This window comes from Sporosarcina sp. P29, from assembly GCF_002743265.1.
In the GTDB taxonomy this organism is placed as follows: domain Bacteria; phylum Bacillota; class Bacilli; order Bacillales_A; family Planococcaceae; genus Sporosarcina.
In genome coordinates this window covers 45,828-71,952 of sequence record NZ_PDYX01000014.1, presented here as the reverse complement: position 1 = coordinate 71,952, position 26,125 = coordinate 45,828, and the positions used below count along the sequence as shown (strand labels likewise).

The 26,125-nt window shown below is 39.5% G+C and carries 23 protein-coding genes; 20 read left to right on the top strand and 3 right to left on the bottom strand.

Annotated elements, in window-relative coordinates; genetic code table 11:
* On the top strand, nt 1–117 hold a 117-nt coding region (locus tag CSV68_RS12175; RefSeq protein ID WP_143561007.1), incomplete at its 5' end, for a transposase.
* A 390-nt stretch (nt 118–507) separates the two neighbouring features.
* Here CSV68_RS12175 and CSV68_RS12170 read toward each other — a convergent pair.
* Both CSV68_RS12170 and CSV68_RS12165 read right to left on the bottom strand, forming a co-directional pair.
* Entirely contained in the window at nt 508–738 is a 231-nt protein-coding gene (locus tag CSV68_RS12170; RefSeq protein WP_099634795.1) for a hypothetical protein, read from the bottom strand.
* Nucleotides 739–970: 232 nt separating this feature from the next.
* Complete coding sequence (locus CSV68_RS12165) at nt 971–1,354, bottom strand: helix-turn-helix domain-containing protein (RefSeq protein ID WP_099634796.1); 384 nt, start codon at nt 1,352–1,354, stop codon at nt 971–973.
* Between the two features lie 821 nt (nt 1,355–2,175).
* Here CSV68_RS12165 and CSV68_RS12160 point away from each other — a divergent pair.
* From CSV68_RS12160 to rsmI, 17 genes are all read left to right on the top strand, one after another.
* Entirely contained in the window at nt 2,176–3,648 is a 1,473-nt protein-coding gene (locus tag CSV68_RS12160) for a polysaccharide deacetylase family protein (protein WP_099634797.1), read from the top strand.
* A gap of 18 nt (nt 3,649–3,666) precedes the next feature.
* Nucleotides 3,667–4,986 carry a nucleotide sugar dehydrogenase gene (locus tag CSV68_RS12155; protein WP_099634798.1) on the top strand — a complete coding sequence of 440 codons (1,320 nt, stop codon included), beginning with the start codon at nt 3,667–3,669 and terminating at the stop codon, nt 4,984–4,986.
* A 15-nt stretch (nt 4,987–5,001) separates the two neighbouring features.
* Nucleotides 5,002–6,798 carry a glycosyltransferase family 2 protein gene (locus CSV68_RS12150; RefSeq protein ID WP_099662267.1) on the top strand — a complete coding sequence of 599 codons (1,797 nt, stop codon included), beginning with the start codon at nt 5,002–5,004 and terminating at the stop codon, nt 6,796–6,798.
* Between the two features lie 32 nt (nt 6,799–6,830).
* On the top strand, nt 6,831–8,552 hold the full coding sequence (locus CSV68_RS12145; RefSeq protein WP_099634800.1) for a polysaccharide deacetylase family protein: 1,722 nt from the start codon (nt 6,831–6,833) through the stop codon (nt 8,550–8,552).
* A 114-nt stretch (nt 8,553–8,666) separates the two neighbouring features.
* Nucleotides 8,667–9,860, top strand: a complete 1,194-nt coding sequence (locus CSV68_RS12140) for a helix-turn-helix domain-containing protein (protein ID WP_143561006.1) — start codon at nt 8,667–8,669, stop codon at nt 9,858–9,860.
* 72 nt (nt 9,861–9,932) lie between these two features.
* Complete coding sequence (locus CSV68_RS12135) at nt 9,933–12,494, top strand: winged helix-turn-helix domain-containing protein (protein ID WP_099662265.1); 2,562 nt, start codon at nt 9,933–9,935, stop codon at nt 12,492–12,494.
* A 37-nt stretch (nt 12,495–12,531) separates the two neighbouring features.
* On the top strand, nt 12,532–14,997 hold the full coding sequence (locus CSV68_RS12130) for a winged helix-turn-helix domain-containing protein (RefSeq protein WP_099662264.1): 2,466 nt from the start codon (nt 12,532–12,534) through the stop codon (nt 14,995–14,997).
* 108 nt (nt 14,998–15,105) lie between these two features.
* Nucleotides 15,106–16,530, top strand: coding sequence for an aminotransferase class I/II-fold pyridoxal phosphate-dependent enzyme (locus tag CSV68_RS12125; protein ID WP_099634804.1), 1,425 nt, complete (start codon nt 15,106–15,108; stop codon nt 16,528–16,530).
* 15 nt (nt 16,531–16,545) lie between these two features.
* Nucleotides 16,546–17,187 (top strand): dTMP kinase, encoded by a 642-nt coding sequence (gene tmk / locus CSV68_RS12120; protein ID WP_099634805.1) that lies wholly within the window; start codon nt 16,546–16,548, stop codon nt 17,185–17,187.
* 53 nt (nt 17,188–17,240) lie between these two features.
* On the top strand, nt 17,241–17,570 hold the full coding sequence (locus CSV68_RS12115; protein WP_009499399.1) for a cyclic-di-AMP receptor: 330 nt from the start codon (nt 17,241–17,243) through the stop codon (nt 17,568–17,570).
* Nucleotides 17,571–17,587: 17 nt separating this feature from the next.
* Nucleotides 17,588–18,028 (top strand): YaaR family protein, encoded by a 441-nt coding sequence (locus CSV68_RS12110; RefSeq protein ID WP_099634806.1) that lies wholly within the window; start codon nt 17,588–17,590, stop codon nt 18,026–18,028.
* A 68-nt stretch (nt 18,029–18,096) separates the two neighbouring features.
* Nucleotides 18,097–19,107, top strand: a complete 1,011-nt coding sequence (gene holB, locus CSV68_RS12105; RefSeq protein ID WP_099634807.1) for a DNA polymerase III subunit delta' — start codon at nt 18,097–18,099, stop codon at nt 19,105–19,107.
* A complete protein-coding gene (locus CSV68_RS12100; protein WP_099634808.1) occupies nt 19,100–19,927 on the top strand; it encodes a PSP1 domain-containing protein in 828 nt (275 codons plus the stop codon). Before holB ends, CSV68_RS12100 begins: the two co-directional genes overlap by 8 nt.
* A gap of 13 nt (nt 19,928–19,940) precedes the next feature.
* Complete coding sequence (yabA, locus tag CSV68_RS12095) at nt 19,941–20,300, top strand: DNA replication initiation control protein YabA (protein WP_099632507.1); 360 nt, start codon at nt 19,941–19,943, stop codon at nt 20,298–20,300.
* A gap of 55 nt (nt 20,301–20,355) precedes the next feature.
* Entirely contained in the window at nt 20,356–21,099 is a 744-nt protein-coding gene (locus tag CSV68_RS12090) for a tRNA1(Val) (adenine(37)-N6)-methyltransferase (protein WP_099634809.1), read from the top strand.
* A complete protein-coding gene (locus CSV68_RS12085) occupies nt 21,086–21,349 on the top strand; it encodes a GIY-YIG nuclease family protein (protein WP_085132302.1) in 264 nt (87 codons plus the stop codon). The genes CSV68_RS12090 and CSV68_RS12085 overlap by 14 nt, the downstream gene beginning before the upstream one ends.
* Complete coding sequence (rsmI, locus tag CSV68_RS12080) at nt 21,349–22,224, top strand: 16S rRNA (cytidine(1402)-2'-O)-methyltransferase (protein WP_099662268.1); 876 nt, start codon at nt 21,349–21,351, stop codon at nt 22,222–22,224. The genes CSV68_RS12085 and rsmI overlap by 1 nt, the downstream gene beginning before the upstream one ends.
* A gap of 45 nt (nt 22,225–22,269) precedes the next feature.
* Here rsmI and CSV68_RS12075 read toward each other — a convergent pair whose 3' ends face one another.
* Nucleotides 22,270–22,545 carry a transition state genes transcriptional regulator AbrB gene (locus tag CSV68_RS12075; RefSeq protein ID WP_029054857.1) on the bottom strand — a complete coding sequence of 92 codons (276 nt, stop codon included), beginning with the start codon at nt 22,543–22,545 and terminating at the stop codon, nt 22,270–22,272.
* Between the two features lie 303 nt (nt 22,546–22,848).
* On the opposite strand from CSV68_RS12075, the gene metG reads away from it, so the two are divergent.
* Together metG and CSV68_RS12065 are read left to right on the top strand one after the other, a co-directional pair.
* Complete coding sequence (metG, locus tag CSV68_RS12070) at nt 22,849–24,807, top strand: methionine--tRNA ligase (protein WP_233192916.1); 1,959 nt, start codon at nt 22,849–22,851, stop codon at nt 24,805–24,807.
* A gap of 443 nt (nt 24,808–25,250) precedes the next feature.
* Nucleotides 25,251–26,018: a TatD family hydrolase gene (locus tag CSV68_RS12065; protein ID WP_099634811.1), complete on the top strand. Its 768-nt coding sequence runs from the start codon at nt 25,251–25,253 to the stop codon at nt 26,016–26,018.
* Nucleotides 26,019–26,125 lie beyond the last annotated feature (107 nt).

Genomic DNA, 26,125 nt, shown 5'->3' with positions numbered 1-26,125 from the left:
AATAATAAAACAAAAGTGATGAAACGCAATGCCTATGGCTTTAGACGTTTCGATCACTTTAGGGCGAAAATTTTATTAAACATACAGTATAAAGAAATTGGCGTTCATTTAGGTTGAGGGATGGATTTAAATTCACTCCACCCCAACATTTGATTTAGAACCATCATTGGTATTGATTTATTGGCTCAATAAGTAAGCTGATCACTTCTTTGGCTATGCATATCCGCTCAATGAAAACCGATAAGTGCTCTATCAGCCCACGTACCCGCTCAATAAACCACAGGATACGCTTCTATCACCTCGCGTCGCAACCCGCTCTCTTATTATATTACGCCAACCAATCTACCCCACAGGCAGCAGCCAATCATCTACTTTCACCATCTACTTCCTATAAAAAGCTAGAACATACTAAATCACCGCGACAATACACAAAAGAATCCATGTCGGAAAGCCCATGGATTAGATAGCAAATATTTCTATTCAATTTAATTGAAGCGGGCTAACTAATCATACGGAGTAGTAAATATCGTCTTCGCTTTCGTAGCGTACAGTAATGCAATGCCCATTGTCCGATTGGAACTTAAGTGCGGTAGTGTCTAGATCACCAGTAAGTATTGAAAACGAATGTCGGTCTTGTTGTGTGGGTAGACGAGAGTAGTGGATGATATCATGAATAAGAGAAGACATCTCTTCGTACGACGTAAAAACATAATACTCATTAACCATATAAGCCGGCATACTGCTCAACTCCTAAATAAATAGAATGAAGACTCGAGCGACAGGAGGGGTAGCAAACATCTATCTATTCAGCAAGTATTAAAATACTGTCTTCAAAAGATAAAGCGTGAAGTATACTATATGCATCAACAAGCATACTCGTGAATAGAAAAATCATTCTACAGTTATTATATAGTAGAATGACGTAAAATACTATTGAGTATTGTAAGAAAATTGAAATTGGGTGAAAAGATTATTTTTTCAAACTATACATTGTTTGCATGAAAGCTAACAATGCATTTTTATCTGCGTCCGATAGCTTTATGCCATTAAAGAATATTTGTTCTTGCAATAAATTCTCTAGTTCAAGTACTTTAGACGACATATTATTTTTTGATGAAGAGATAGCTTGATCTATTGTCTCATTAGGCAGGTAACCAGCCAATATTAGTAACTCATTTTTGTCTGCCTCTAATGCCGCTGCTAGTGCGCAAATCGTTTCACGAGAAGGGTTGTATCTACCTTTTTCCAATGAGGCGATGAAGGAGTAGCTTAGGTTAGCCAGGTCTGCTAAATAACGTAAAGTCATTTGTCTTTGTTCACGTAATTTCCGTAGGCGTATTCCAAATTCATTCAAATATATCCCCTCCTTAGCTATTGGTAAATTATTATTAAAGAGTATGTACTACTATCATAACCTATATATTGATAAATAACAGAAATATTACTGTTATTTTTTTTAGGTAAAAAGACTATTCCTAAAAAAATATAAAATAACACTATAAATAACTTTGAAAGGCTATATTCCTAGTGAATTGAAGTTAAAAGGACGGTTATATAATCTACTACTAACAATCCATGTTTTATGCTATATAGTCATTTTACACGTTTTTTATATTTACTACTATACTCCATATCCCTAAGTTTAATAATTGATTGTGTAGTGTCAAACATATTTAAAATAACTAAAGAATATAAAAATTTGCTTTGTATTTCATACTAAAACAGTTGGCGGAATTAATAAATAAATGTGTTGACAAAAAGAACAAAACATCATAATATGTGTTGTAAGGCTAAACAAAAAGTTTTTTTGCTCTATTTGTTTAGAAAAACAACACAAGCGTAAGTAATAGAAAGGAGATAGTAAATAACTTGGTTGTAATTGAAAACTACTTTGGAATATGTAAATGGCAGTTTTACAGTCGTCTGTATTTACTAGGTTCATATTCTGGTTCCAATGGAGTGCTAATCATGTTAGGCATGAATGATAAGCAGTGCATTGAAAAGATAGTTATAAGTTTTGTAACGTAAATCTAATGTACTTATAAATGAATATAAAAGCATTTCCTATTAGCGTGAGTCGATTAGAATGCTTCATACAAACTCTGCACCATGTAATTATTTATTATGTCCAACGGTATAAAAATTAGCATGATACGGAAAGTGTAGGTGTTGAGAATGCGTTATGAATATCAAGAATCTTATAGTCTTAGAAAATTTAAATCTACTTCACTTTTGTTACTTCTTAGTTCTTTATTGGTGATAGGTGGATGTTCACCATTATTTGGTGGAAAAAAGAGTAGCAATTCAGCCGCTGTTGCCTTAGCCAGTGAAAAGGTAGATCCATACATGGGGGAGAAAAGTGAAGTTCTTTCCTATGTGTGGACTACTAGAAAGGAAGTATCACTCACTTTTAACGGTATGGCGGATAAAAAAACGATGATTTTACTTTTGGATGCACTAGAAGAAAATAATATGCCAGCTACATTCTTTTTGCCGGGCATACGGGTAGCAGAAGAGCCGGAAATCGCCAAAATGATTTTGGAACATGGTCATGAAATTGAAAATAATACACTAAACCAAAAGGATCTTCGCAATATAAGTTATGAGCAACTGTATAAAGAAGTCAAACTCAGTAATGAAGTAATTCGAAATGAAACGGGTGTATCGCCTCGGTATGTCAGAACAAGATCAGGTGAATACAATGAGGATCTTCAAGCCATAACTGCACAGCTGGGTATGGATGCGGTTATTAATTACACGATCAACCCGCGTGAAGGGGATATGCAGGAAGCGAAATCAATCGGAGAATATATTGAAAGATATATAACACGCGGGTCAATAATTTCTATGCATACGGATATTAATCCTGAGATTGTTGGTGCTATTCCGTATATCGCAAAAGCCGTTGAAAAAACAGGTTATAAATTAATTCCACTAAAAGAACTAGTTGATAGAGGTACCAAGCGTAAACCACTAGAGCAAATTGCAGGTTATGATCGAATTAAAATCAATCCAAACTATAAAGGTATTAAACCAAATATCTTCTACGATGCCCCTACAGAAGATAAAGTGATTGCACTGACATTCGACGACTGGGCAAGCGATTACACAGTATCAAAGATTCTCGACATCTTGAAAGAGGAGAAAGTACCTTCCACTTTCTTTTTGATTGGTAAAGGTGTAGAGAAGAATCCAAACTTAGCACGCGCTATTTATGAGCAAGGCCATGAAGTTGCAAGCCACTCATACAGTCATCAAGTAGTAACTGGAATGACACCGGAAGAACTGCAAGAAGATTTAGTTAAAGCGCATCAAGTCATTACTGAAGCGATACAAGCCAAACCGACTATGCTGTTTCGACCTGCAACTGGTGAAATAGATGAAAACACAGCGAAAATTGCCATGGCTACAGGTTATAAAAGTATTGCATTGTACGATGTCACACCATTTGACTGGGATACAGCAAATGATGCAGATGAGATCGTTAAACGTATTCTCAATAAACGCGGAGAAGGAAGTGTCATAGTACTTCATATCTTGGATGGTACGCAGACGATTGAAGCACTTCCTAAAGTTATCCATACATTACGCGAACAAGGCTACACATTTAAACATATGACAGAATTGATGCGAATGAATAATAACTAAAAGATGGAGATGGTATGAATGACGAATTCATTATACGAGCGAATCATGTATAAACAAGAAAAGATTGCAGTGGTTGGTTTAGGTTACGTCGGACTACCGGTAGCTATCGCGTTTTCTGAAGTGGCTGATGTCATTGGTTTTGATGTTAGCGAAAAGAAGATTGATCAGTTATTTGCTGGAATTGACGTGACAGGTGATGTTGGAGATGAACGAGTCCGCGATACGAGCATGCTATTTACCTCTAATGAAAAGGACTTGCAAGACGCCAAGTTTTTCGTCGTGGCAGTTCCAACGCCAATTCAGTCTGGAAACCTTCCCGACTTAAAAGCTCTCCAGTTAGCCAGCCAAGTGGTAGGACGAAATATGAAGAAGGGTTCAGTCGTGGTTTATGAATCAACTGTATATCCCGGAGTTACAGAGGAAGTGTGCATTCTTGAACTCGAAGCCGCATCCAACTTGAAATTTGGCACGGATTTTACAGTAGGCTATTCGCCGGAGCGCATTAATCCAGGCGATCAAATCCATAGACTGGAAAACATTATTAAAATTGTTTCTGGCAGTGATGAGGAAACTCTAAATACTGTCGCAAGTGTCTATGAAATGATTATCGATGCTGGCGTATACCGGGCGGAATGTATCAAAGTAGCGGAAGCAGCAAAAGTTATCGAAAATGCACAGCGGGATATTAATATTGCTTTCATGAATGAACTCTCTATGTTGTTTAATCAAATGAAGATCGATACACAGGCGGTATTGCGTGCAGCAAAAACGAAGTGGAACTTCCTACCATTCTCTCCGGGATTAGTAGGCGGTCACTGTATAGGAATCGATCCCTATTATTTAACGTATAAAGCAGAGGACTGCGGATACCGATCTAAAATATTACTTGCAGGGCGTCATATTAATGATTCGATGGCAGCATATATTTCCCAGCAAATCCTCAAGATTCTTGTGCAGCAGAAGGTGAATATGAATACTATCAAAGTAGGTGTATTAGGTCTAACTTTTAAAGAAGATTGCCCTGACTTTCGTAACACAAAAGTACTCGATATCATCAATGAATTAAAAGAGTATGGAATTGAACCAATTGTCGCAGATCCACTGGCAGACCCTCATGCGGTAAAGGAACAATGCAATATTACACTTGCTTCCATAGATGAGTTCAAAGACTTGCACGCAGTGATTGTAGCTGTACCACATGAAGCATATAGAGGACTCACATTGGAAGACTTCCAAAGAATGTTTGAAACGGAAACTACTCAATTACTGGTAGATGTTAAGGGGATTTATAATAAAAAAGAATTTCAAGATCAGAATATACGGTATTGGAGTTTATAAGAAAGGTGTGGAATTATGGTGAAAGAAAAATCAAATGCCAAAACAATAACTAGACACACTAATGAATCGACCCTTCTTCCGAATATCCCAATAATGCAAAGAAATGAAGAAGGTCAAATGGTCGAGACCATTCGTCTGTTGAAAGATTCCTACTCATGTAATTTCAATGTAACAATGAGAAACAAAAAAAGCAGTAGCAAAATGAAAACGAAAGCTATCGAAATATCTAAAACAGAGCTAATTGTAGACTTCGATCCGTCCATGAATTCACTGAAGGCAGGAGATGTCGTCAACTTACGTTTCAAAATTCCTGAAGGGACGATGGAGGAAGGTTACGAGTCCACGGTGAGGATTCGAGGAACAGTTACTTGGCAAGAAGTGAAGACGTCGAATAACGAAATCACTTGGAAAATGGTCTTCGAATTCGTCGAATCGCTGGATTCTTACTTTCAACGAACGAAGTGGAGATTTATCACGACCTTCACACTTGCCAGTCTCTTACTTGTGGCATTTTTTATCGTATTAATGCGCTTTGAAAGTCTAGTTTATTTTAAATTTAATAAGTTCATTTATTTCTACAGTCTGATTGCAGCTACATTTTTGCTAACTCGGTATATATTTGGTGCATTCTATAGGAATGTACCAATCAATTCAAATTACCGCCCAGGTGTTTCCATTATTATTCCAGTGTTTAATGAAGAAGAATGGATTCATAAAACGATATTCGGTTGTCTAAATCAAAACTATCCAATCGATCAGCTAGAGGTAATTGTCGTAGATGACCAGTCTACCGATCTCACGGTTGAAAATATCTGGAAAGCAGTCGAAAGGCTAGAACAAGAAGATGAGGTATACAAAATTAAAGAACGTTTACAAGTATACGTAATGCCGAAAAACGGCGGGAAACGGAAAGCTTTAGTGGATGGTGTAGCAATGGCCAAACACGATCTCGTCGTTTTTGTAGATTCGGACAGCTTCTTGGAGCCAAATGCTATTTTGAATTTAGTTCAGCCATTCCAAGATCCTAAAATGGGTGGCGTCTCAGGACGGACGGATGTTGAAAATAAATATACAAACAATATTACTAAATTACAAGTCGTGCGCTACTACATCGCATTCCGCGTCATGAAAGCCGCCGAATCATACTTTGACTGTGTCACTTGTTTATCGGGTCCACTGTCTTGCTATAGAAAGTCTTTGATTCTTGAGAATCAAGAGGATTGGCTTAATCAAACGTTCTTAGGGCAGCCAGCAACATTTGGAGATGATCGCAGTATGACCAATTATATTCTACAAACACACCGCACGGCATACCAAGATAAGGCAATCTGTTCGACAGTTGTACCAGACAAATTTAGTGTCTTTTTGAAACAGCAAATGCGCTGGAAACGCTCTTGGTTACGTGAATCACTACGAGCGGGAACATTTATTTGGAGGAAAGAGGTATTCATGGCTCTGTTCTTTTACGTGGGACTGATTGTACCAATCGCAGCACCGGTTGTCGTACTGTACAACTTAGTCTATGTGCCGCTGTTTCACGGTATAATCCCAACAACCTTCTTGATGGGATTATTCCTTATGGCCTTTATGATGAGTGTCGCGTACTTGTTCTTTAGGAAAAGCAGTCTGTGGATTTTCGGATTTGTCTTCGTTTTGATGTATGAGGCTGTTCTTTTATGGCAGATGCCTGTTGCGTGGGTAACGTTCTGGAAATCTACTTGGGGAACGCGCGATACACCACAAGATATTGAAGCGCGTGAGAAGAAGTTGGGGAAGAAGCTGAAAAAAGATCCTCTAACTATCAAATCATAACTATATGAGTTTGTAGACAAGGAGAATGACATATGAAACGAAAAAGTAATGAAATATTAGATTATGAAAAGAAGAATCGACGGAAAGTCAGACGATCAATTTTTCAATTGGGTATTTTATTGGTTATTGTTTTCCTTGTGTTCCAAACGTTTGTCGAAATAAATCATTACGATGCATCGAATACTAAAGATTGGAAGAATAAGAGAGGATTTATTGCTCTTTCATATCCAGGTGTATCAAGGGATGGATCAGACTCACTGTTTGCAAAAAAACAATTGCAACGACAGCTAGAAGCGTTGACAAACCAAGGATACGAAACCATTTCTCAACAAGATATTCTCGATTTCTACAATGACAAGAAACCGTTACCTGAGAAAGCATTGTTCCTTGCCTTCGAAGATGGACGTACAGACACGAGCGTATTCGTCAATCCATTGTTGAAGAAGTATAACTACAAAGCGACATTACTTTCTTTTGCCAACAAATTAGACGAGAACGATAAGCGGTTTCTTCAACCTTCACATCTAAAACAGATGAAAAAGAGTGGCTTTTGGGAATTGGGTAGTAATGGTAACCGTTTAACGTACATCAACATCTTCAATAAAGAAGGTACATTCTTAAATATTCGTGATGATGAAGAAGTACTGAGTAAAGACGAAATTGATTCGTACAATCACTTTTCAATGGACTTCATCCGTGATCAGTACTTGATTCCAAGTGAGAACCGGGTAGAGATGGAAAAACGCATTACAAATGACTATCAAGAGATGCGCGATGTGTATCAACGGAAATTGGGTGCAATGCCTGGTGTCTACATGATTATGCATGCCAACGGTCTGTACAATTCAGCGAATAAATTGGTTACTGAAGTCAACGATAAAGAGATTAGAAAAACATTTAATATGCACTTCAATCAAGAAGGGGATGCATATAACACAAAAGAAAAAGAGTTATATAACCTCACCCGCGTCCAGCCAAAGACATCTTGGTCAACGAATCATTTACTCATGAAGATTCTAAGTGATACAAATCAAGAGGTGGCTTTTGTAAGAGGTAATGAAAACCAAGCTAAGCAGTGGAAGGAAATTGAGAGCGCGGCGGAGTTTCGTGATAATACGATTACTCTAACGTCGAAAGCAAGAAAGCATGGAAAGCTGGTACTGACAGAGAGTACTAACAAGGATATTCAGTTCACAGGAAAAGTGGGAGGTACTGCTGAAGGCCAACAATCCATATACTTACGACGAAGTAATAATGGCGATTCTTATATCAAAGTTTCATTTGAAAACGATCATCTTGTGATTGAAGAAAAGGTAGCGGGACAGTTGAAAGAGTTACTTGAAACAAAACCGATACCGAAAGCCACAATGGAGCAAACAACAGATCAAACAGCTTCACAAAAAGAAGACAAAGTGCAGCATGAAAAATTACTTAATGAAAAAAATATAAAAATTGTACTTCAGGATCATAAATTAAACATCAAGCTGAATGACAAAAATATTGTTAACAATCTGGTCGTCAATCAAGGGATCGGGGCTGGAAAGCTAGCACTAGGTTCTACATGGGTGCCAGGAGATTTCAATGATCCAATTCATGATGCGCAGTTTAGTGATGTTACAATCGCTTCCTTGCCGGACAGTGATGTTGTGCAGACGACATTGTTTACAAATGAAATACAAAAGCCACAGCAACTCATGTATACGTTTGTTGGATCAATCAAGTCGGCAATGAATTGGGTAGTTGATAATTTCTAATAACTGGCATGAACTGAAAAGGCGGAGATTTCATTGCTTACTAATAAAAGAATATTACTCATTGTAATTTCCTGCTTCCTTTTTAGTGGATGCCAGGAAAGGAAACAGCAAACTATGGATTTATCAGTTCTAGACGAATTAGAATTTTCAGCTTGGGTGACGGAATGGCAGTGGCAAAGTGGTGTGGATGACCTCCGACAAGTTAAAGGTCTGGATAGGGCGCAGGTTTTTGCAGCCTATTTTGATGAAGAGGATCACGTATATTTACGGAACAAAATGGACGATGCCATTGATGCTATGAAGAAACTATCAAAGGAACGTAATATACCTCTCGATTTAACGATTGTAAATGATCAGTTTCTACCTGATGGAACGGTCGTTCACAAAGATTCCGAGTTAATTGGCCGCTTGGTAGAAACGTCAGAAAGTCGCAAAAAGCATATTAATGATATTTTGGAGTACATCGGTGCCTATCAGTTTGAAGGCTTAGAAATAGACTATGAAAATATAGATGAAGAAGATCTGCCAAACTTGCTTCAATTTTATAAAGAACTATATGACGTTCTTCTAGCACAAGGCAAGTCATTGCGTATTATATTGGAACCTAATTTACCCGTCGAACAATACAATTTTCCAATAGGACCTGTCTATGTCATGATGGCCTATAACTTATTTGGTGGACATTCAGAGCCCGGCCCAAAGGCAGATGATGATTTCATCCGTAAAGTAGTGAATAAAATGGATTCTCTTCCTGGGCAACCGGTTATCGCACTATCGGCTGGCGGTTTTAGTTGGCAACACGGAAAAGGTGAGACAAAAACCCTTACTGAGACAGAGGCAGAAGATCTTGCCAGGAAAAGTAAAGATTTACCGAGACGAGATCCATCCAGTGGCGGTATGTACTTTGATTATCAAGATGAACACGGCGATGCGTTCACTGTTTGGTATGGAGACCAGCAGACTTTGTATCAATGGATGAAAGTTGCAGCTGAAGAGGGACAAATGAGGGTTTCCCTATGGCGTATGGGTGGAATGGAAACATCCACATTAGAATTTCTAAATAAGGCAGTCAACTATAAAGCGAGAGTGAGAGGAGAAAACGAGATGTTTGCCAATCATATAAAAGAACTTAGGAAACAAATGAACCTGACGCAGGCTGAACTGGCTGAGCGGGTGGGCATCGGACGTACAGCTTTATCCAAAATAGAGAATGGAGCTTACTATCCAAGCGCCAAGACAATGAAGAAAATCTCCGACGTACTCAATAAACCAATTGGTGAAATATTTTTCAACACAGATATTTCATAAAGGTGCGCAAGTCCAGTATATATATTTGAGCCTAGGTGTGAGTCATAAAGCAATCGAAGGGAGAGAAGATTTGTGAAAGTACATGGAGCTGATGTGAAAATCAAAATGCCTATTGCAAACGAAGGAATAATAATGAGAGAAGATATAGAAATTCCTATTCATGCGAAACGGGTGCGACTTACTATTGTTTGTGCGCCAAAGGGGTATGGAAAGACCATGTTGCTGTGTAAATCATTCTCTAAAACAACAAATTCGACGGCTTGGCTCACATTAGACGAACTAGATCATGATCCAGTTCGATTTTGGACTTACGTGATTATCTCAATAGAGAAAAGCGGGAGTGCGATCAATGTAGAAAGGCTATTATCTTTCATCGAAACAAGCCCACCTTATTCTACGTTCATCGATATGCTGTTAAATGAACTCAGTAACCAACCAAGAAGAACTACACTTATTCTAGATGATTATCATATGGTAACGAATCCTGTCGTTCATAAAATGATGAACCGATTCATTGAGTATTTACCACAACACGTAAAGATTTTCATGACAAGCCAAAGTGAGGTACCACTAGACGTTTCCAAGTGGCGGACAAAGGGCTGGATTTACGAAATCGGTATCGAACAACTACAGTTTCAATTGCACGAAGTCCGAGATTTTTATGGTAAGCGTTCACCACAATCGATACATTCAAGGTTTTTCTATCAGCAAGTATTGCGTATTACAGATGGTTGGCCTTTAGGTCTTCAATTAATAAGTCTAACTGGATCAGAAGAGATCCTTCAATGGGAAGCAAATGATTCCTCCATCTTATCGCCTGTAGTGGCAAATTACTTACTGTATGAGGTCGTATCCAGTCTCACCCCCTCTATGCAAGATTTTCTCATGCGTACATCGGTACTGAAACAAGTAACACCTGAAATTTGTAATCAAGTATTAAACCGTAATGATAGTGAAGACATGTTGAGAGAAATTGAAAAGAGCGGTCTGTTTATTAATCGGTTGACGAACAGTCCACTGGCATACAGATACCATGGTCTTTGGTCAATTGCCTTACAAAATGAAATGCGTCGGTATTTTTCAAAAAACAGTATAACAGAAATCTATGCTAAAGCAGCACATGCTCAATATGGACAGGGAGACTATGCAACAGGAATTGAGTTGGCAATTAAAGGAAAATTATTTGATGTAGCTGATCGTTGGATTGAAGAGAATTTGGTAAATATCATTTTATCTAAACAGACCGATATGTTTGCACGATGGGTCATAGTGCTACGTAGAAGCTCTTTCGATCTCCATGTGGAAACACTTGCAGTATATGCATTCAATCTAGCTTTACAGTCCGAAATAGAAAAAGCGGGATCGATTATCCGAGAGCTCGATCGTAGGCATGAAAAAACGTGTTGGAAGGAGGAAGCCTTATTAGAAGACGCCTCGTTGATTTTAGATATTGCAAAAGTGCTTATGTTGTTTACACAGTATAGACCAATAGAAAAAGAAGTCTTCTATTTAAAGAAAAGCATTCATAATCAATCATTTCCTGCTGATTCCAGATGGAATAACATTTCGATGACCTATAACCACTTTAAACCGCAATTGATAAGAACTTGTTTAGGTAACAGAGGTAAGCTGAACTCCGTCAAACAACTGTCTACATTTAATGATGTTTTGCAAAGCAATAAATTCCATGCTCATAATCTTGCAGGATACAGTTATGGTCTACAAGCAGAAGTGTTCTACGAAATGAATCTATTATCCGAATCCGAGCAATATGCTAAAAAAGCCATGGAATATAGTTATCGTCATAGTGATCCAGGTTTGTCTGTACCAATGTATATTTTGCAAGCTAAAATTTATTTGGCCAATAAGCAGTTTATTAAAGCTCAGGCCATATTGAACAAAGCAATAGAGTCAACAGTTACCACTAACTGGCAATGTATATTAATTACAATGAAAGCTTTAAGTTATATTCGAGAAGAATCCTTCGATCAAGCAGAGTTTGAGTTGAACAAATCATCTATTTTAATCAATTGGCAAACAGCATCTGGTTTGGTGTTTGGGATGCTTGTACAAGCAAGACTGCATATTGCAAAAGGTAATATACGAAAAGCACTTTATTATATTGATCGAGTTACGCAAGTAGCTGAGGAAGAATCTCATATGACAACTACTATTGAGGTAAAGATACTGCGTTCAATCTGTATGTGGAAAAACAACAAAAAAAGGCTAGCAATCGATGTACTTCATGAAGCGTTAGAATTGGCAGTGGAATCAGGCCATAAACGCGTGTTTTTGGATGAACAGGCTTTGAACCCATTGCTTATGAGGTATATAAAAGATCGAATGAAGTTTGAACAACCACAATGGAAAACAGTTCCGCTTGTCTTTGCCCAGTCGTTACGGACGGATCATATCGCCCGCCCATTAGCTACTCATCACAGTAGTAAACCGAATTTGACTCCACGCGAGGAAGAGTTGATTAAGGCACTTGCAACTGGCTTATCCAACAGAGAGATTGCGAAACAGCTATTTCTTTCAGAGGGAACCGTAAGAGTATACTTATCGAAAGTCTATAAGAAACTCAATGTTAGCTCGCGGATACAAGCAGTACTGCAGGCCAAAGATTGGCAGTAGAACAAAGTAAACTACTATCAATAAGGATGTGATGGTCATGGTTGTATTATTAGCCTCAAAAATAAAAAAACCCGTACTGCATGAAGAGTGGATTAACGGAGAGAATATGATCTCTGTTCAAAAGGAAGCGTTGCAATCAAAGGTACTGTTCATTACTGCTCCAACAGGTTATGGAAAGACGATGTTTTTAACTCATTGGTCGAATAAATTGGATGAAAACGTTGCATGGTTGACGGTCGATAAGACCGATAATGAGGCAGTTCACTTTTTTCGGTATATCGTCTACACAGTCTACTCGGCGTGTAATTTGCTACCACAGGAGAAACTACAGCAGAAACTGGCCAATGCAGACCGTAATGAACTGGACGTAATGTGGGATTTCTACAAAGCACTAGGCAGTGTAATGACCAAGCCGGTTCGATTAATTATCGATGATTTCCATCATATTACTGCTCCAGAACTCTTGGGAATGATCCAGTATTTTGTAATGGATCTTCCAGAATCATTGAAGATTTGCTTCGCAAGTCGCCATCTCCCTCCCTTTACACTAGCACTTTGGAAATCCTTATTCACTGTTACTGAAGTTAAGAAACAGCATTTACGATTTACAGTTGAAGATATGAAAATATATGTCAAACATCAACCCCAACAGCAACAATCAATGTGGAAGAAATATATTCAGACAGAAGGTTGGCCTGCAGGATTACGAAACGTTCTGCAGTCTCAAAATACGTGTGATCAGCTACAATCTGACCAGCATCAACAACACACTATGAATGTTTTAATGAATGATTTATGGAGTGAATTTTCAAGTTCGGCACAGAATTTTCTCTTAGCAACATCGATTCTAGACATCATGGATCAAAAAGTATGCGATGCATTACTAGAAACTAAAGAAAGCCTAATTCATTTACAAAATCTAGAGGAAAAGGGATTCTTCATTGAAAGGATTACACAAAAAGACATATATTACCGTTATCATCCTCTTTTCGCAGTAGCATTAAGGCAAAGCTTGCAAAAAAACTATTCAAAGGACTTTGTATTAGAACTGCATAAAAAAGCATCCGGCATATATTTCCGGCAAGGTGATATTGTGCGAGCAATTACTCATGCATTGATAGGAAAGGCGTATCCACTGGCAAGCACTTGGATGATGAATCATGGTGAAGATATTATAAAGAATCGAGAAACTTCAGCTTTCATTTCTTGGTGCCATGAATTTGAAAAAGCTCATATTCCATTAGGCTTAGATCTTCAGCTACTATATGCTTTTTCTCTTCTAGCCGAGCATCAAGTGGATGCGGCGGATAATATCGCAAAACAAATGACATCGAAGGAAAATCGAAAAAAATGGGATGCTTTTACCTTAAGAAGTCAATCTGCGGCATACGATTATTTCTTAATTAAGTCCTACATCACAATCATTCAAATGGGTGGTGTAACAGAAGTAGGGCGGTGGCTGCAAAAAGGATATGATCTTCATGTAGAGAAGAGCTCCAAGCTATTTTTCATGCCAATTCAGTTTAATAAAAAGGAGCCTATATTATCACGAACACCATTAGGTTCTTATAAAAAGGTGGCAAACTGCGAATACCAGCTATTACGACTGGACCGACAACCTTGCCTAGGAAATAAACTTTCCATTATCGGTTATTATCACGGAATTCAAGCGGAAACATTGTATGTGAAAGGCTTAATGAAAGAAGCTAGAGAACACCAAGTAGAAGCACTTCTTTTAGCTCATCATTTCCAAGATCCAGGTCTGCTAATTCCTATGTACGTGCTAAGTTGTAAGCTGTATATGGCAGATGGCGAGATAGAAATAGCGCATGGAGCGTTGAAGAGTGCTTTGTCTTATACAGAAGATAGTTACTGGAAAAGGTTTTTATATGCTTCCGAAGCACTCCTCTACTTGAGGCAAGATTGTCTAGAAGAAGCAGATGCTGCCTTCTTGAAAGCGCGGGAGGCTAACCTGGAGGGACTTCCACAACATCCATTTATCACACTTATAGAAGCAAGACTATTGATTATGAAAGGGAAATGGGAAGAGGCATTGAAGAAAGTAATACAAGTGAAAATCGAAGCGTTACAGGAAGGGCAAACCGAGACTATCGTCGAAGCGATGATCTTGGAGAGCTCGTGTTACGCCCATCAAGAACACTGGCTAAAGATGACTCAGTCATTACATGATGCTATGACTTATAGTAAAGAATACGATTATACGCAATTATTCATGGAGGAAGAGAATATAGAATTAATGTTAAAGGGATATGTAAAAATTCGTGAGCAACAACAGTATATGAATTGGACCCAGGTCCCCTATTTCTATGTAGAACGCTTAGTACAGGCGACATTAGAACAGAATCCAATCCTAAATCTTCTGACACCACTTGAACGAGAAGTAATTTCATCTCATGTATTAGATAAACGCATAAAAAAAGACAGCCAGAAATTCTTCTTTAACGAAGGAGAGTGTACGTATCTACTTGACTTCGATATATGAGAAATCAAATGTAAGATCACGAACACAAGCTATTTTAAAAGCGATTCTCCTTTACTCAGGAGTGTCGCTTTTTGCTATACTAAATGAAAGTAAAGGAGTGCGTAATAGATGAAGTATCAAGATCGTCCACTTGTGCAAGCCTTGCAGAACTTTCATGACCGGAAACCTGTATCATTCCATGTGCCCGGACATAAAGGTGGCGCATTATCCAATTTGCCAGTTGCTGTGCGTCAAGCACTCGCCTACGACTTGACGGAGCTTACAGGACTTGATGACTTGCATGAACCGTCAGCAGCCATTAAAGAAGCAGAAGACAAGTTGGCATGTCTTTACGGTAGTGAACGGAGTTTCTTTCTAGTGAATGGTTCGACTGTTGGAAACCTGGCTATGCTGTATGCAACCGTTCGACCGGGTGACTTAGTAATGGTACAACGCAATGCACATAAATCGATATTCAATGCACTGGAACTGACAGGGGCCAACCCGGTGTTTCTATCCCCAGATTGGGATGAACTGACACAAACGGCTGGAACGGTATCTTTGAAGACCGTAAAAGAGGCCCTTACACAGTATCCAAATGTAAAAGCAGCCGTCTTCACGACGCCTACTTATTACGGAATACTAAATAAAGATTTAGAACAGATTATAGAAGTGTGTCATAGTTCTAGCATACCGGTTCTAGTTGATGAAGCGCATGGGGCACATTTTATAGTACATGATGCATTTCCAACGAGCGCACTCGAACTCGGAGCAGATCTGGTCGTTCATTCAGCGCATAAAACATTACCCGCGATGACTATGGCCTCTTTTTTACATATACATTCGCAATTTGTGAAGATGGAAAGAGTCGCACATTACCTCCAGATGTTACAGTCCAGCAGTCCATCTTATTTATTGATGGCATCTTTGGATGATGCAAGGTATTATGCAGAGACATATGATGAAAAAGACTTTGAAAGCTTTCAATTATATAGAAGGAATTTAATTCGAGATTTGTGCAACATGGCGGGCGTTGAAGTAGTGGAAACTGACGATCAACTGAAGTTACTCATACGCGCAACAGGTCATACGGGGTACGTCTTGCAAGAGGCCTTGGAGCATCAGGATATTTATCCGGAGTTGGCCGATCTATACCAAGTGTTGCTTGTCCTGCCTTTAGTGAAAGTAGGGGATGGAAAACGCTACATTGACGTGGTGGACAAATTTAAGGTAGCGATGAACTGCTTAGCGGAGAAAAAAACTACTTCAGTGCGGATCCACAACTATTTATCAAAGAGTTCTCCGTCAACGGTAGTATATACAGCAAGTCAGCTTCATACGATGGATATGGAATGGCTAAACATGCAGAGCGCCACTGGCAGAGTGGCGGCGGATGCGATTATTCCGTATCCGCCAGGCATTCCACTTTTATGTGCAGGAGAGCGTATTAGCCATGAACACATGGAACAAATAGATGATCTATTAATGGCGGGCTGTAGATTTCAAGGAGCAATTAATAAAGAGACGAAACAAATAAAAGTAGTTGTTGAATAGATAGGGGATAACAAGATGGCAGGATTATTCATTAGTTTTGAAGGACCAGAAGGGGCTGGCAAGACGACTGTATTGCAAGAAATTGCAGAGCGCCTAAAAGCACAAGGACAAGATGTAGTCATGACACGAGAACCAGGTGGCATTCCTATAGCAGAAAAAATCCGTGAAGTCATTTTGGACTCAAACCACAGTGCGATGGACGGTAAGACGGAAGCGTTGCTGTATGCAGCTGCGCGGAGACAACATTTAGTAGAGAAAATTATCCCTGCACTGAAGCAGAATAAAATCGTGCTATGCGATCGTTTCATTGATAGTTCATTGGCTTATCAAGGGGTTGCACGTAAACTTGGCATCAACGAAGTTCTGGCAATCAACTTGTTCGCGATTGAGGAATATATGCCGGATTGCACCATCTTCTTCGATGTGCCGCCCGAAGTGGGGCTAGCCCGTATATGGAAAGATCAAGAGCGTGAACAGAACCGTCTAGATTTGGAAAAACTGGAGTTTCATGAACAAGTGTATAAAGGCTATCAAGAAGTAATGCTTCGGGATGAAGGGCGAATCCAGGTGGTGGACGCACAACAATTACCAGCACAAGTAATTGAAAATGTTTGGCAAATTGTAAGTTCAGAAGTCAACTTACATAAGAATTCATGATATAATAAAAAAGAAACATGTTTTTATAAGAAATCGGAAAAGGGGAGAGTACATTGAAACTGATTGTAGCAGTGGTACAGGACCAAGATAGTAACCGATTATCTTCTGCATTGACTAAAAGTGATTTTCGGAATACAAAGTTAGCCAGTACAGGTGGATTTCTTCGCGCTGGTAACACAACGTTTCTAATGGGTGTGGAAGATGAGTTAGTCTCCAAAGCACTGGATTTAATTCGTGATAATTGCCGTTCCCGCGATCAAATGGTCGCACCGGTTTCACCAATGGGTGGTAATGCGGATTCATATATTCCGTATCCAATTGAAGTAGAAGTAGGCGGAGCTACTGTATTCGTCTTGCCAATTGAACAGTTCCACCATTTTTAATCTAGAGGTGAATGCTGATGAAAGTCAATGGTGAATACCGTACAGGGATGGATAAGTTACCGCCTGACCCTCTTCGGCATGCACAAGGTAATGCCAAGTTTGGACAAATGGTAGAAAAACAAGGATCTCGTCTGCAAGGAGAACAGATCGCACGGTTGTTTGGGGATATCTCAAGTGCGGGGGATCGACTCGCTAGGTCCCGGAATTTACGTGATATGGCGAAGTACAAGATGTTGATTAAACGTTTTTTGAAAGAAGCGGTAGATTCAGGTATTGAGCTAACACAATCTCATACATGGAACCAATTCGGTGAAGGCCGCCGATTAAAACTTGTCCAAACAATAGATGAAAAACTAATCGCGTTGACGGAAGCACTGTTGGATGAAGAAGCGTCATCCATTGATTTACTCGCCAAAATAGGTGAAATCAAAGGTCTTCTGATCAATTTATATACGTGATCCCGTGCCGCACTCACATGTAGCACGGGGTTTTTTGTAACATCTTTACTAACTAAGGAGGAGCTTGCATGTCACAGAAGTTGCACGACCATGCATTGCAGTCTCAGAAGCAGGTTATTGATAAATTAACTATGATTCACCGAAGACAGCGTATTGGACATGCCTATATTTTTGACGGTTCAAATGGGGCAGGCAAAGAAGCGATTGCACAATATTTCACAAAACTGCTATTATGCATGAATCCGAAAGAAAATGTTCCATGTGAAACATGTCATTCGTGTAAACGTATAGAATCGGGTAACCATCCGAACTTAGTATGGATTAGACCCGACGGACAGGATATCAAAAAGGATCAAATGTCCGAATTAATTATGAAGATGACGAAAAAAGGGTATGAAGAAGGACGAAAAGTATATGTGATTGTTAATGCGGAAAGAATGAATGCTTCGGCAGCCAATACATTGCTGAAATTCCTAGAAGAACCTGAAGGAAGCGTCACAGCTATTTTACTTACAGATTCTTATCCATCCATTTTGCCGACCATTCAATCACGTTGTCAGCGAATTTCACTACAGCCAATGAATCGCCAGAATAGTATTGAAAGTCTTGTGGAAAAAGGAGTTACAGCCTCTATGGCATCTACTGTAACGATGATGACAGCAAATGTCGAAGTAGCTTATGAAATGGCTCAAGAAGATTCCTTTGTACAGAGACGGAAATTAGTGTTAAAATTAGTAGAGGCAATCGAACAGAGAACTCCGGGTGAGGCATTGCTGTTCATTCAGACAGATTGGATGCCTTCCATGAAGGAAAAAAGTGATTGTGAACAAGGACTCGATTTGCTTCTCTTCGCATACCGTGATATTGTGGCGGTAAAAGCAGGGTTGCAGTCGACGATATCCTATCCCGATCAAGTAGAAGTCTTCACAGGACATTCTGTCAAAAATACTTATAGCAGTTTAACTGTTAAAATAGATGCCGTCTTGCAGGCGAAAAAACGATTGCATCAAAATATGAATCGTACGCTTTTACTAGAACAATTGGTGCTTACTATGCAGGAGGGGTTATTGTTTGTTTAAAGTCGTAGGCGTCCGCTTTAAAAAGGCGGGAAAATTATATTATTTCGACCCATTGGATATGCCGATTGAAATTGGTGACTATGTCATTGTGGAAACCGCGAGAGGCGTAGAGTACGGTAAAGTAGCCAGTCGAAGTAATGAAATAGATGATGAAGATGTCGTTTTGCCATTGAAAAAGATCATTCGTCTTGCAGATGAGGGTGATCGTGAACGCGTCAAAGAGAATGAGCAAGAAGCTAATGAAGCATTTGATGTCTGCGTAGAAAAAATTGCGGAACATCAATTAGATATGCGTTTAGTAGATGTAGAATATACATTTGATCGTAATAAAATTGTTTTTTACTTCACTGCTGAAGGTCGAGTAGACTTCCGCAACTTAGTGAAAGATCTCGCTGCGATTTTCCGGACGAGAATCGAATTGCGCCAAATCGGTGTGCGTGATGAAGCAAAAATGCTAGGCGGTATTGGTCCATGTGGTAGAATGCTTTGCTGTTCAACATTTTTGGGTGATTTTGAACCAGTGTCTATTAAGATGGCGAAAGATCAAAACCTTTCATTGAACCCATCGAAAATTTCTGGTCTGTGTGGTCGCTTGATGTGTTGCTTGAAGTATGAAAATGATGCATATGAAGAAGCGAAAGCACTCATGCCCGATCTTGGTAAACAAGTAGTTACACAGGATGGAGTAGGGAAGGTAGTCGGACTGAACTTATTGGAGCGTGTGCTTCAAGTGAATATGCCGGCATTTGAACGAGTAGTGGAATATGCGTGGAGTGAGATTGAGGATTTACAGAAAGAAACAGCTCAATTGACTAAATGATGAGGTGGAACAGTTGAAAGAAGTGAACTTCCTTGACAGGGTAATGGATTTTGAACAACAGTTGGATTCTATGCAAAAACAATTCAGGGAACTCATTGGATTTGTTGCAAAGATGACTGAAGAAAACCACTCGCTTCGTCTGGAAAACCATCATCTACGAACGCGACTCGATGAAATCGATAAGATTACACAAGAAATAGAAGAGGCCGCGCGTGATGAACGTCCAAAGAAGCTTGATGTGGGCGAAGGCGTAGACAATCTGGCTCGTTTGTACAATGAAGGTTTTCATGTGTGCAATGTCCACTATGGCAGCAGTCGTAAAGGCGAGGATTGTCTATTCTGCCTGTCATTCTTAAATAAACAGAACGGTTGAGAGGTCAATTCCTATTTTTAGGTATTGGCTTTTTCTTTTGATTGAAGGAGTGTAGATTGTGAACCTACAAAGTGACGAACGATTGGATTATTTATTAGCAGAGGACTTGCGGATTATTCAAAGTCCTTCCGTTTTTTCCTTTTCACTAGATGCGGTGCTGCTGGCGCGTTTTGCCTATATGCCGATCCGTGGAGGCAAGATTGTGGATTTGTGTACGGGGAATGGTGTAATCCCATTGTTCATGAGTGCTCGAACAAAAGGTGAAATCATCGGTATTGAGTTGCAAGAACGGCTAGCGGATATGGCACACAGAAGCGTAGCGCTTAACGGTCTCGAAGAACAGATAACAATTGAACATGAAAACGTCATAGGGATTGCAAAGAAAATTGGTTACGAAGTATATGACACCGTAACATGCAATCCGCCTTATTTCCCGGCAAATGAAGCAAGTGCTAGAAATAAAAGTGAGCACTATACGATCGCTAGGCATGAAGTGGAGCTAACATTAGATCAAGCAGTGAAATCTGCAAGTGAATTATTGAAGCAAGGTGGAAAAGCGGCTTTTGTCCACCGGCCTGGCAGACTTCTCGACATCATTACATCGATGAGACAGTACCGTCTGGAACCAAAGCGCATTCGTTTTGTCTATCCGAAAGAAGGAAAAGATGCGAATACACTGTTAATTGAAGCAATTAAGGATGGAAAACCTGATCTGAAAATCCTACCTCCTTTATATGTCTACCGCGAAAATGGGGAGTATACAGAAGAAGTGAGGCAGCTATTGTATGGAGAAGAATGAACACTTCTTCTATGTGCTGACATGTAATGATGGATCGTATTATGCTGGATATACGAATGATTTAGAACGTCGCTTGCGTGTACATAATGAAGGAAAAGGTGCTAAATATACGAGAGGGCGCTTACCTGTAAAGTACATTTATCAAGAATCGTTTGAAACGCAGCGACAGGCGATGCAAGCAGAGTATCAGTTTAAGCAATTGACCAGAAAACAAAAAGAACACTATATAAAAAAGGAGCGGTCCACATGATTACGTCACAAAAGAGTGCCGAAGCAACAGAGTTCGGGAAGCTGTTCATCGTAGGCACACCAATCGGCAACCTCGAGGACATGACATTCCGTGCAGTCCGAATCTTACAGGAAGCAGATTATATTGCGGCGGAGGACACGCGTAATACGATAAAATTATGTAATCATTTTGAGATTACTACACAAATGATCAGCTATCATGAACACAATACACGTGTGGCGGGAGAAAAGATTATAGAACTCCTTCAAGAAGGGAAGGATATTGCTATTGTCAGTGATGCAGGAATGCCGTGTATTTCAGATCCTGGTGCAGATCTAGTGGAATTGGCTATTGAACAGGGAATTGCTGTCGTTCCTGTTCCAGGACCGAACGCAGCCATTACAGCATTAGTAGCATCAGGTATTACACCACAACCGTTCTTGTTTTTTGGCTTTCTATCGCGTCAAAAGAAGGAGCTGAAAATCCAGCTCGAGAAATTACAGCGCTATGAGGAAACCTTATTGTTTTACGAAGCCCCTCATCGTTTAAAACAGACACTGCGTGGCTTAGCAGAACAGTTTGGGGATGAACGAAAGATTGTAATGGCCCGCGAATTGACGAAGCGATTTGAGGAATTCTTGAGAGGGACAATTGCAGAAGCAATTGAGTGGGCAGATTCCAATGAAATTAGAGGAGAGTTCTGTTTGGTCGTGGAAGGTAATCAGGACATCCAACAGGAAGTTGCGACTGCCTGGTGGACAGACTTGTCAATCAAGGAGCATGTTGAACATATAATAGAAGAAAAAGAAATTCGTTCGAAAGATGCGATAAAAGAGGTAGCTGATCTTCGTGAGGTAAGTAAACGAGTTGTTTATCAGGCATATCACGTAGAATAAGACAAAAAAGTCCTGAACGTGTTAAACGTTCAGGACTTTTACAAATCAATTGATTTTATTTTGAATTTCATCCATCAATTGTTTTGCGCCTTCAGGACTCAAAATTAACTTGCCGTCGATCAAACGAAGGTTATCATCCGATACTTCCCCCGTAATAGAACATGTCATATTAGGCATGTACTTTTTCAAGATGATTTTGTCGTCGTCCACGTATATTTCTAATGCGTCTTTTTGCTCAATACCGAGCGTACGACGGAGTTCAATCGGTATCACAACACGGCCTAGCTCATCAACTTTTCTTACAATTCCAGTAGACTTCATGGAAAAAATTCCTCCTACACTCCAAATTTAACATTCGTCAAAATTCGACATGATTCTCTTGTCTGTTAAATATCATACCAACTCTTCCAATAACCGTCAATCATCATAACTCAAATAAACACTATTAATTTTTATTAATTTTTTGACAGGTAAAAAATGTGAGATGGTAAAGGTATGGGGATTACGGGCAGTGAGCAAGCTGAAGAAAGTTATAAAAATATAAGGGTTCGGAGGAGAACATGGCACTTTTGTGCAACATCCTATAAAATGAAAGTATACATTAATTATTTGGAGGAATTACGCGTGGAGAATCAATCAAAAACGTTTTATATCACTACACCTATTTATTATCCAAGTGGGAAATTTCATATAGGAACGGCATACACGACAATTGCATCGGATGCAATGGCGCGATATAAGCGTTTACGTGGCTATGATGTCAGATTTCTAACTGGAATGGACGAGCACGGTCAGAAGATCCAGGAAAAGGCAGAAGAGGAAGGTCAGTCTCCCATTAAATATGTCGATGGCATTGCAGACATCGCGAAAGACCTGTGGAAACTGATGGATATCTCTTATGACGACTTGATCCGTACGACGGAAGATCGTCATAAGTCAATTGTTGAAAAGATATTTAAGAAGTTTCTCGAAAATGGAGATATTTATAAAGGAAAGTATGAAGGATGGAAATGTGTTCCGTGTGAATCTTATTTTACCGAATCGCAACTAGTTGATGGGAACTGTCCAGACTGTGGTCGTCCGGTTCATCGAGTGGAGGAAGAATCATACTTCTTCAATATGAAAAAGTATGCAGAACGTTTACTTACGTATTATGAAGAAAACCCAACGTTCATTGAGCCTGAATCACGTAAGAATGAAATGATCAATAACTTCATTAAGCCAGGACTTGAAGATTTATCTGTTTCCCGTATGTCGTTCGACTGGGGAATTAAAGTGCCTGGGGATCCAAAACATGTTATTTATGTCTGGGTTGATGCATTGACGAATTACATTACGGCTCTTGGTTATATGTCTGATGACGAGTCTTTATTCAATAAATACTGGCCAGCGGATGTTCACGTGGTTGGTAAAGATATCGTACGTTTCCATACAATTTATTGGCCAATCTTCTTGATGGCACTCGATTTACCATTGCCGAAGAAAGTATTTGCACATGGATTCATCATGATGAAAGATGGCAAGATGTCCAAGTCTAAAGGGAATGTGGTCTACCCAGAAATGCTCGTTGAACGTTATGGGCTAGACGCTACACGTTACTTCTTGCTTCGTGAATTACCATTTGGTCAAGACGGTGTATTCTCACCGGAGGCATTTGTCGAGCGTATTAACTATGACTTGGCGAATGATTTAGGAAACTTATTAAACCGAACGATCTCTATGATCAATAAATACTTCAATGGTGAAGTTCTGACGGAAGGTCTTGTACCGACTGAATTTGATGCACCATTACGCGACATGATTCAGCATACAGTGAAGAAATATGAGGCTTCTATGGAAAAGATGCAGTTCAGCGTCGTACTTTCCGATGTATGGGCATTAATTTCTCGTACAAATAAGTATATTGATGAAACATCACCGTGGGTATTGGCGAAATCAGAGGAAGATCGCATGAAATTAGCGTCAGTTATGTATCACTTAGCGCTATCGCTTCATCATACAGCGGTACTCTTGCAGCCGTTTATGACAAACGCGCCGAAACAGATGATAGAACAACTTGGTCTTTCTAAAGATTCATTAGGATGGGATACACTAGATGAGGGCTATGCGATTCCTGCAGGTACAACTGTCATCAACAAAGGCGTTCCTATCTTCCCACGTCTGGAGACAGAAGTAGAGGTTGAGTACATCCGTCAGCAAATGGCGATCACAGCTCCTGCTGAAGTGGAAGAGAAGGTGGAAGAAGTGAAAGAGGAAACGAATGAGATCACGTTTGACGCATTCATGAATGTAGACATGCGTGTAGCTACTGTCACGGCATGTGAAAAAATGCCAAAAGCCGACAAGTTATTAAAGCTACAAGTTGATTTAGGCTACGAGCAACGTCAAGTAGTGTCGGGCATTGCGCAACATTACGATGCTGAGGATCTAGTAGGCATGAAAGTAATTGTCGTTGCGAATTTAAAGCCGGTCAAACTTCGTGGAGAATTATCACAAGGTATGATTTTAGCAGGCGAAAAAGATGGCGTGCTAAAACTTGCAACAGTTGATCCTGCATTAGAAAATGGTGCGCAAGTAAAATAATTCATCACGTCATAAAGCTGTCATGAGAGGTCGCAATCAACGACTTCTGGTGGCAGTTTTTTTGTGTATAGGCATTAAGTGAGGAATTGGATAGTAGGATGCGGAGTTATGTTGTTGCAGATGGTTTTCTAGTCGGCTATTTTTATAGGAGAATGGTTCTGCTTACGCAAAGAGTGGAATATTCATTATCCTTCCCTCGGTACTTACGGGCGGCTTCCGCGATATACCCACTTTGCTTAATTTTATGTCACAAATGTTACAACAAACCTATAAAAGCAAAAAGTTTGCCATATACTTCCTAAAGGTTCAGCATGTCTAGTAGTAAAGCGTTTCTGGTTTATTAAACAGAATAAACAATCTATTTGTAACACAACTGTAATACAACTGAGATGAAAGACACAATCAAAGACAATAGAATAGAAAACAGTGTTAGGAGAGATACTATGTTTATTGATACACATGTTCACTTAAATGCAGATCAATACGAAGAAGACGTGGAAGAAGTCATTCAACGTGCAATTGATGCAAACGTAGAAAAAATGGTCGTAGTTGGGTTTGATACAAAAACTATCAACAAAGCCATGGAGTTAGTAGAACAATATCCATTCATCTATGGTGTTATTGGTTGGCATCCTGTTGATGCAGTAGATTGCACAGAAAATGATCTACACTGGATCAAGGAGTTGTCGGCCCATCCGAAAGTTGTCGGCATTGGAGAAACCGGTCTCGATTACCACTGGGATAAATCACCGAAAGATATACAGCAAGAGTTATTCCGTAAACAGATACGACTGGCAAAGGAAGTAGAGTTGCCAATCATCATTCATAATCGCGACGCAACAGGCGACGTAGTTCGTATTCTTCAGGAAGAAAATGCGGCGGAAGTCGGTGGGATTATGCATTGTTACGGCGGTAGTGTTGAAACAGCCCAACAATGTATAGAAATGAATTTTCTTATCTCGCTAGGTGGGCCTGTAACATTTAAGAATGCTAGAATGCCAAAAGAAGTAGCGACAAAGATTTCACTAGACAAGCTGTTAATCGAAACGGATGCACCGTATTTAACACCGCATCCTTATCGAGGGAAGCGCAACGAACCTGCCTATGTCACGTTAGTGGCGGAGGAAATTGCGCGGTTGAAAGAAGTGTCGGTTGAGGAAGTAGCAAAGCAAACGACTGCAAATGCATTACAACTGTTTAAGATTCAGTGAACGACTTATGGCAATTATTTGTCTTACAGATCTGAAATGTCTCTAGTAAGGAACGGTTAGTAGTTTGGAAGTTTGACAGTGTAATTTAAACGCTATATACTCAGCCG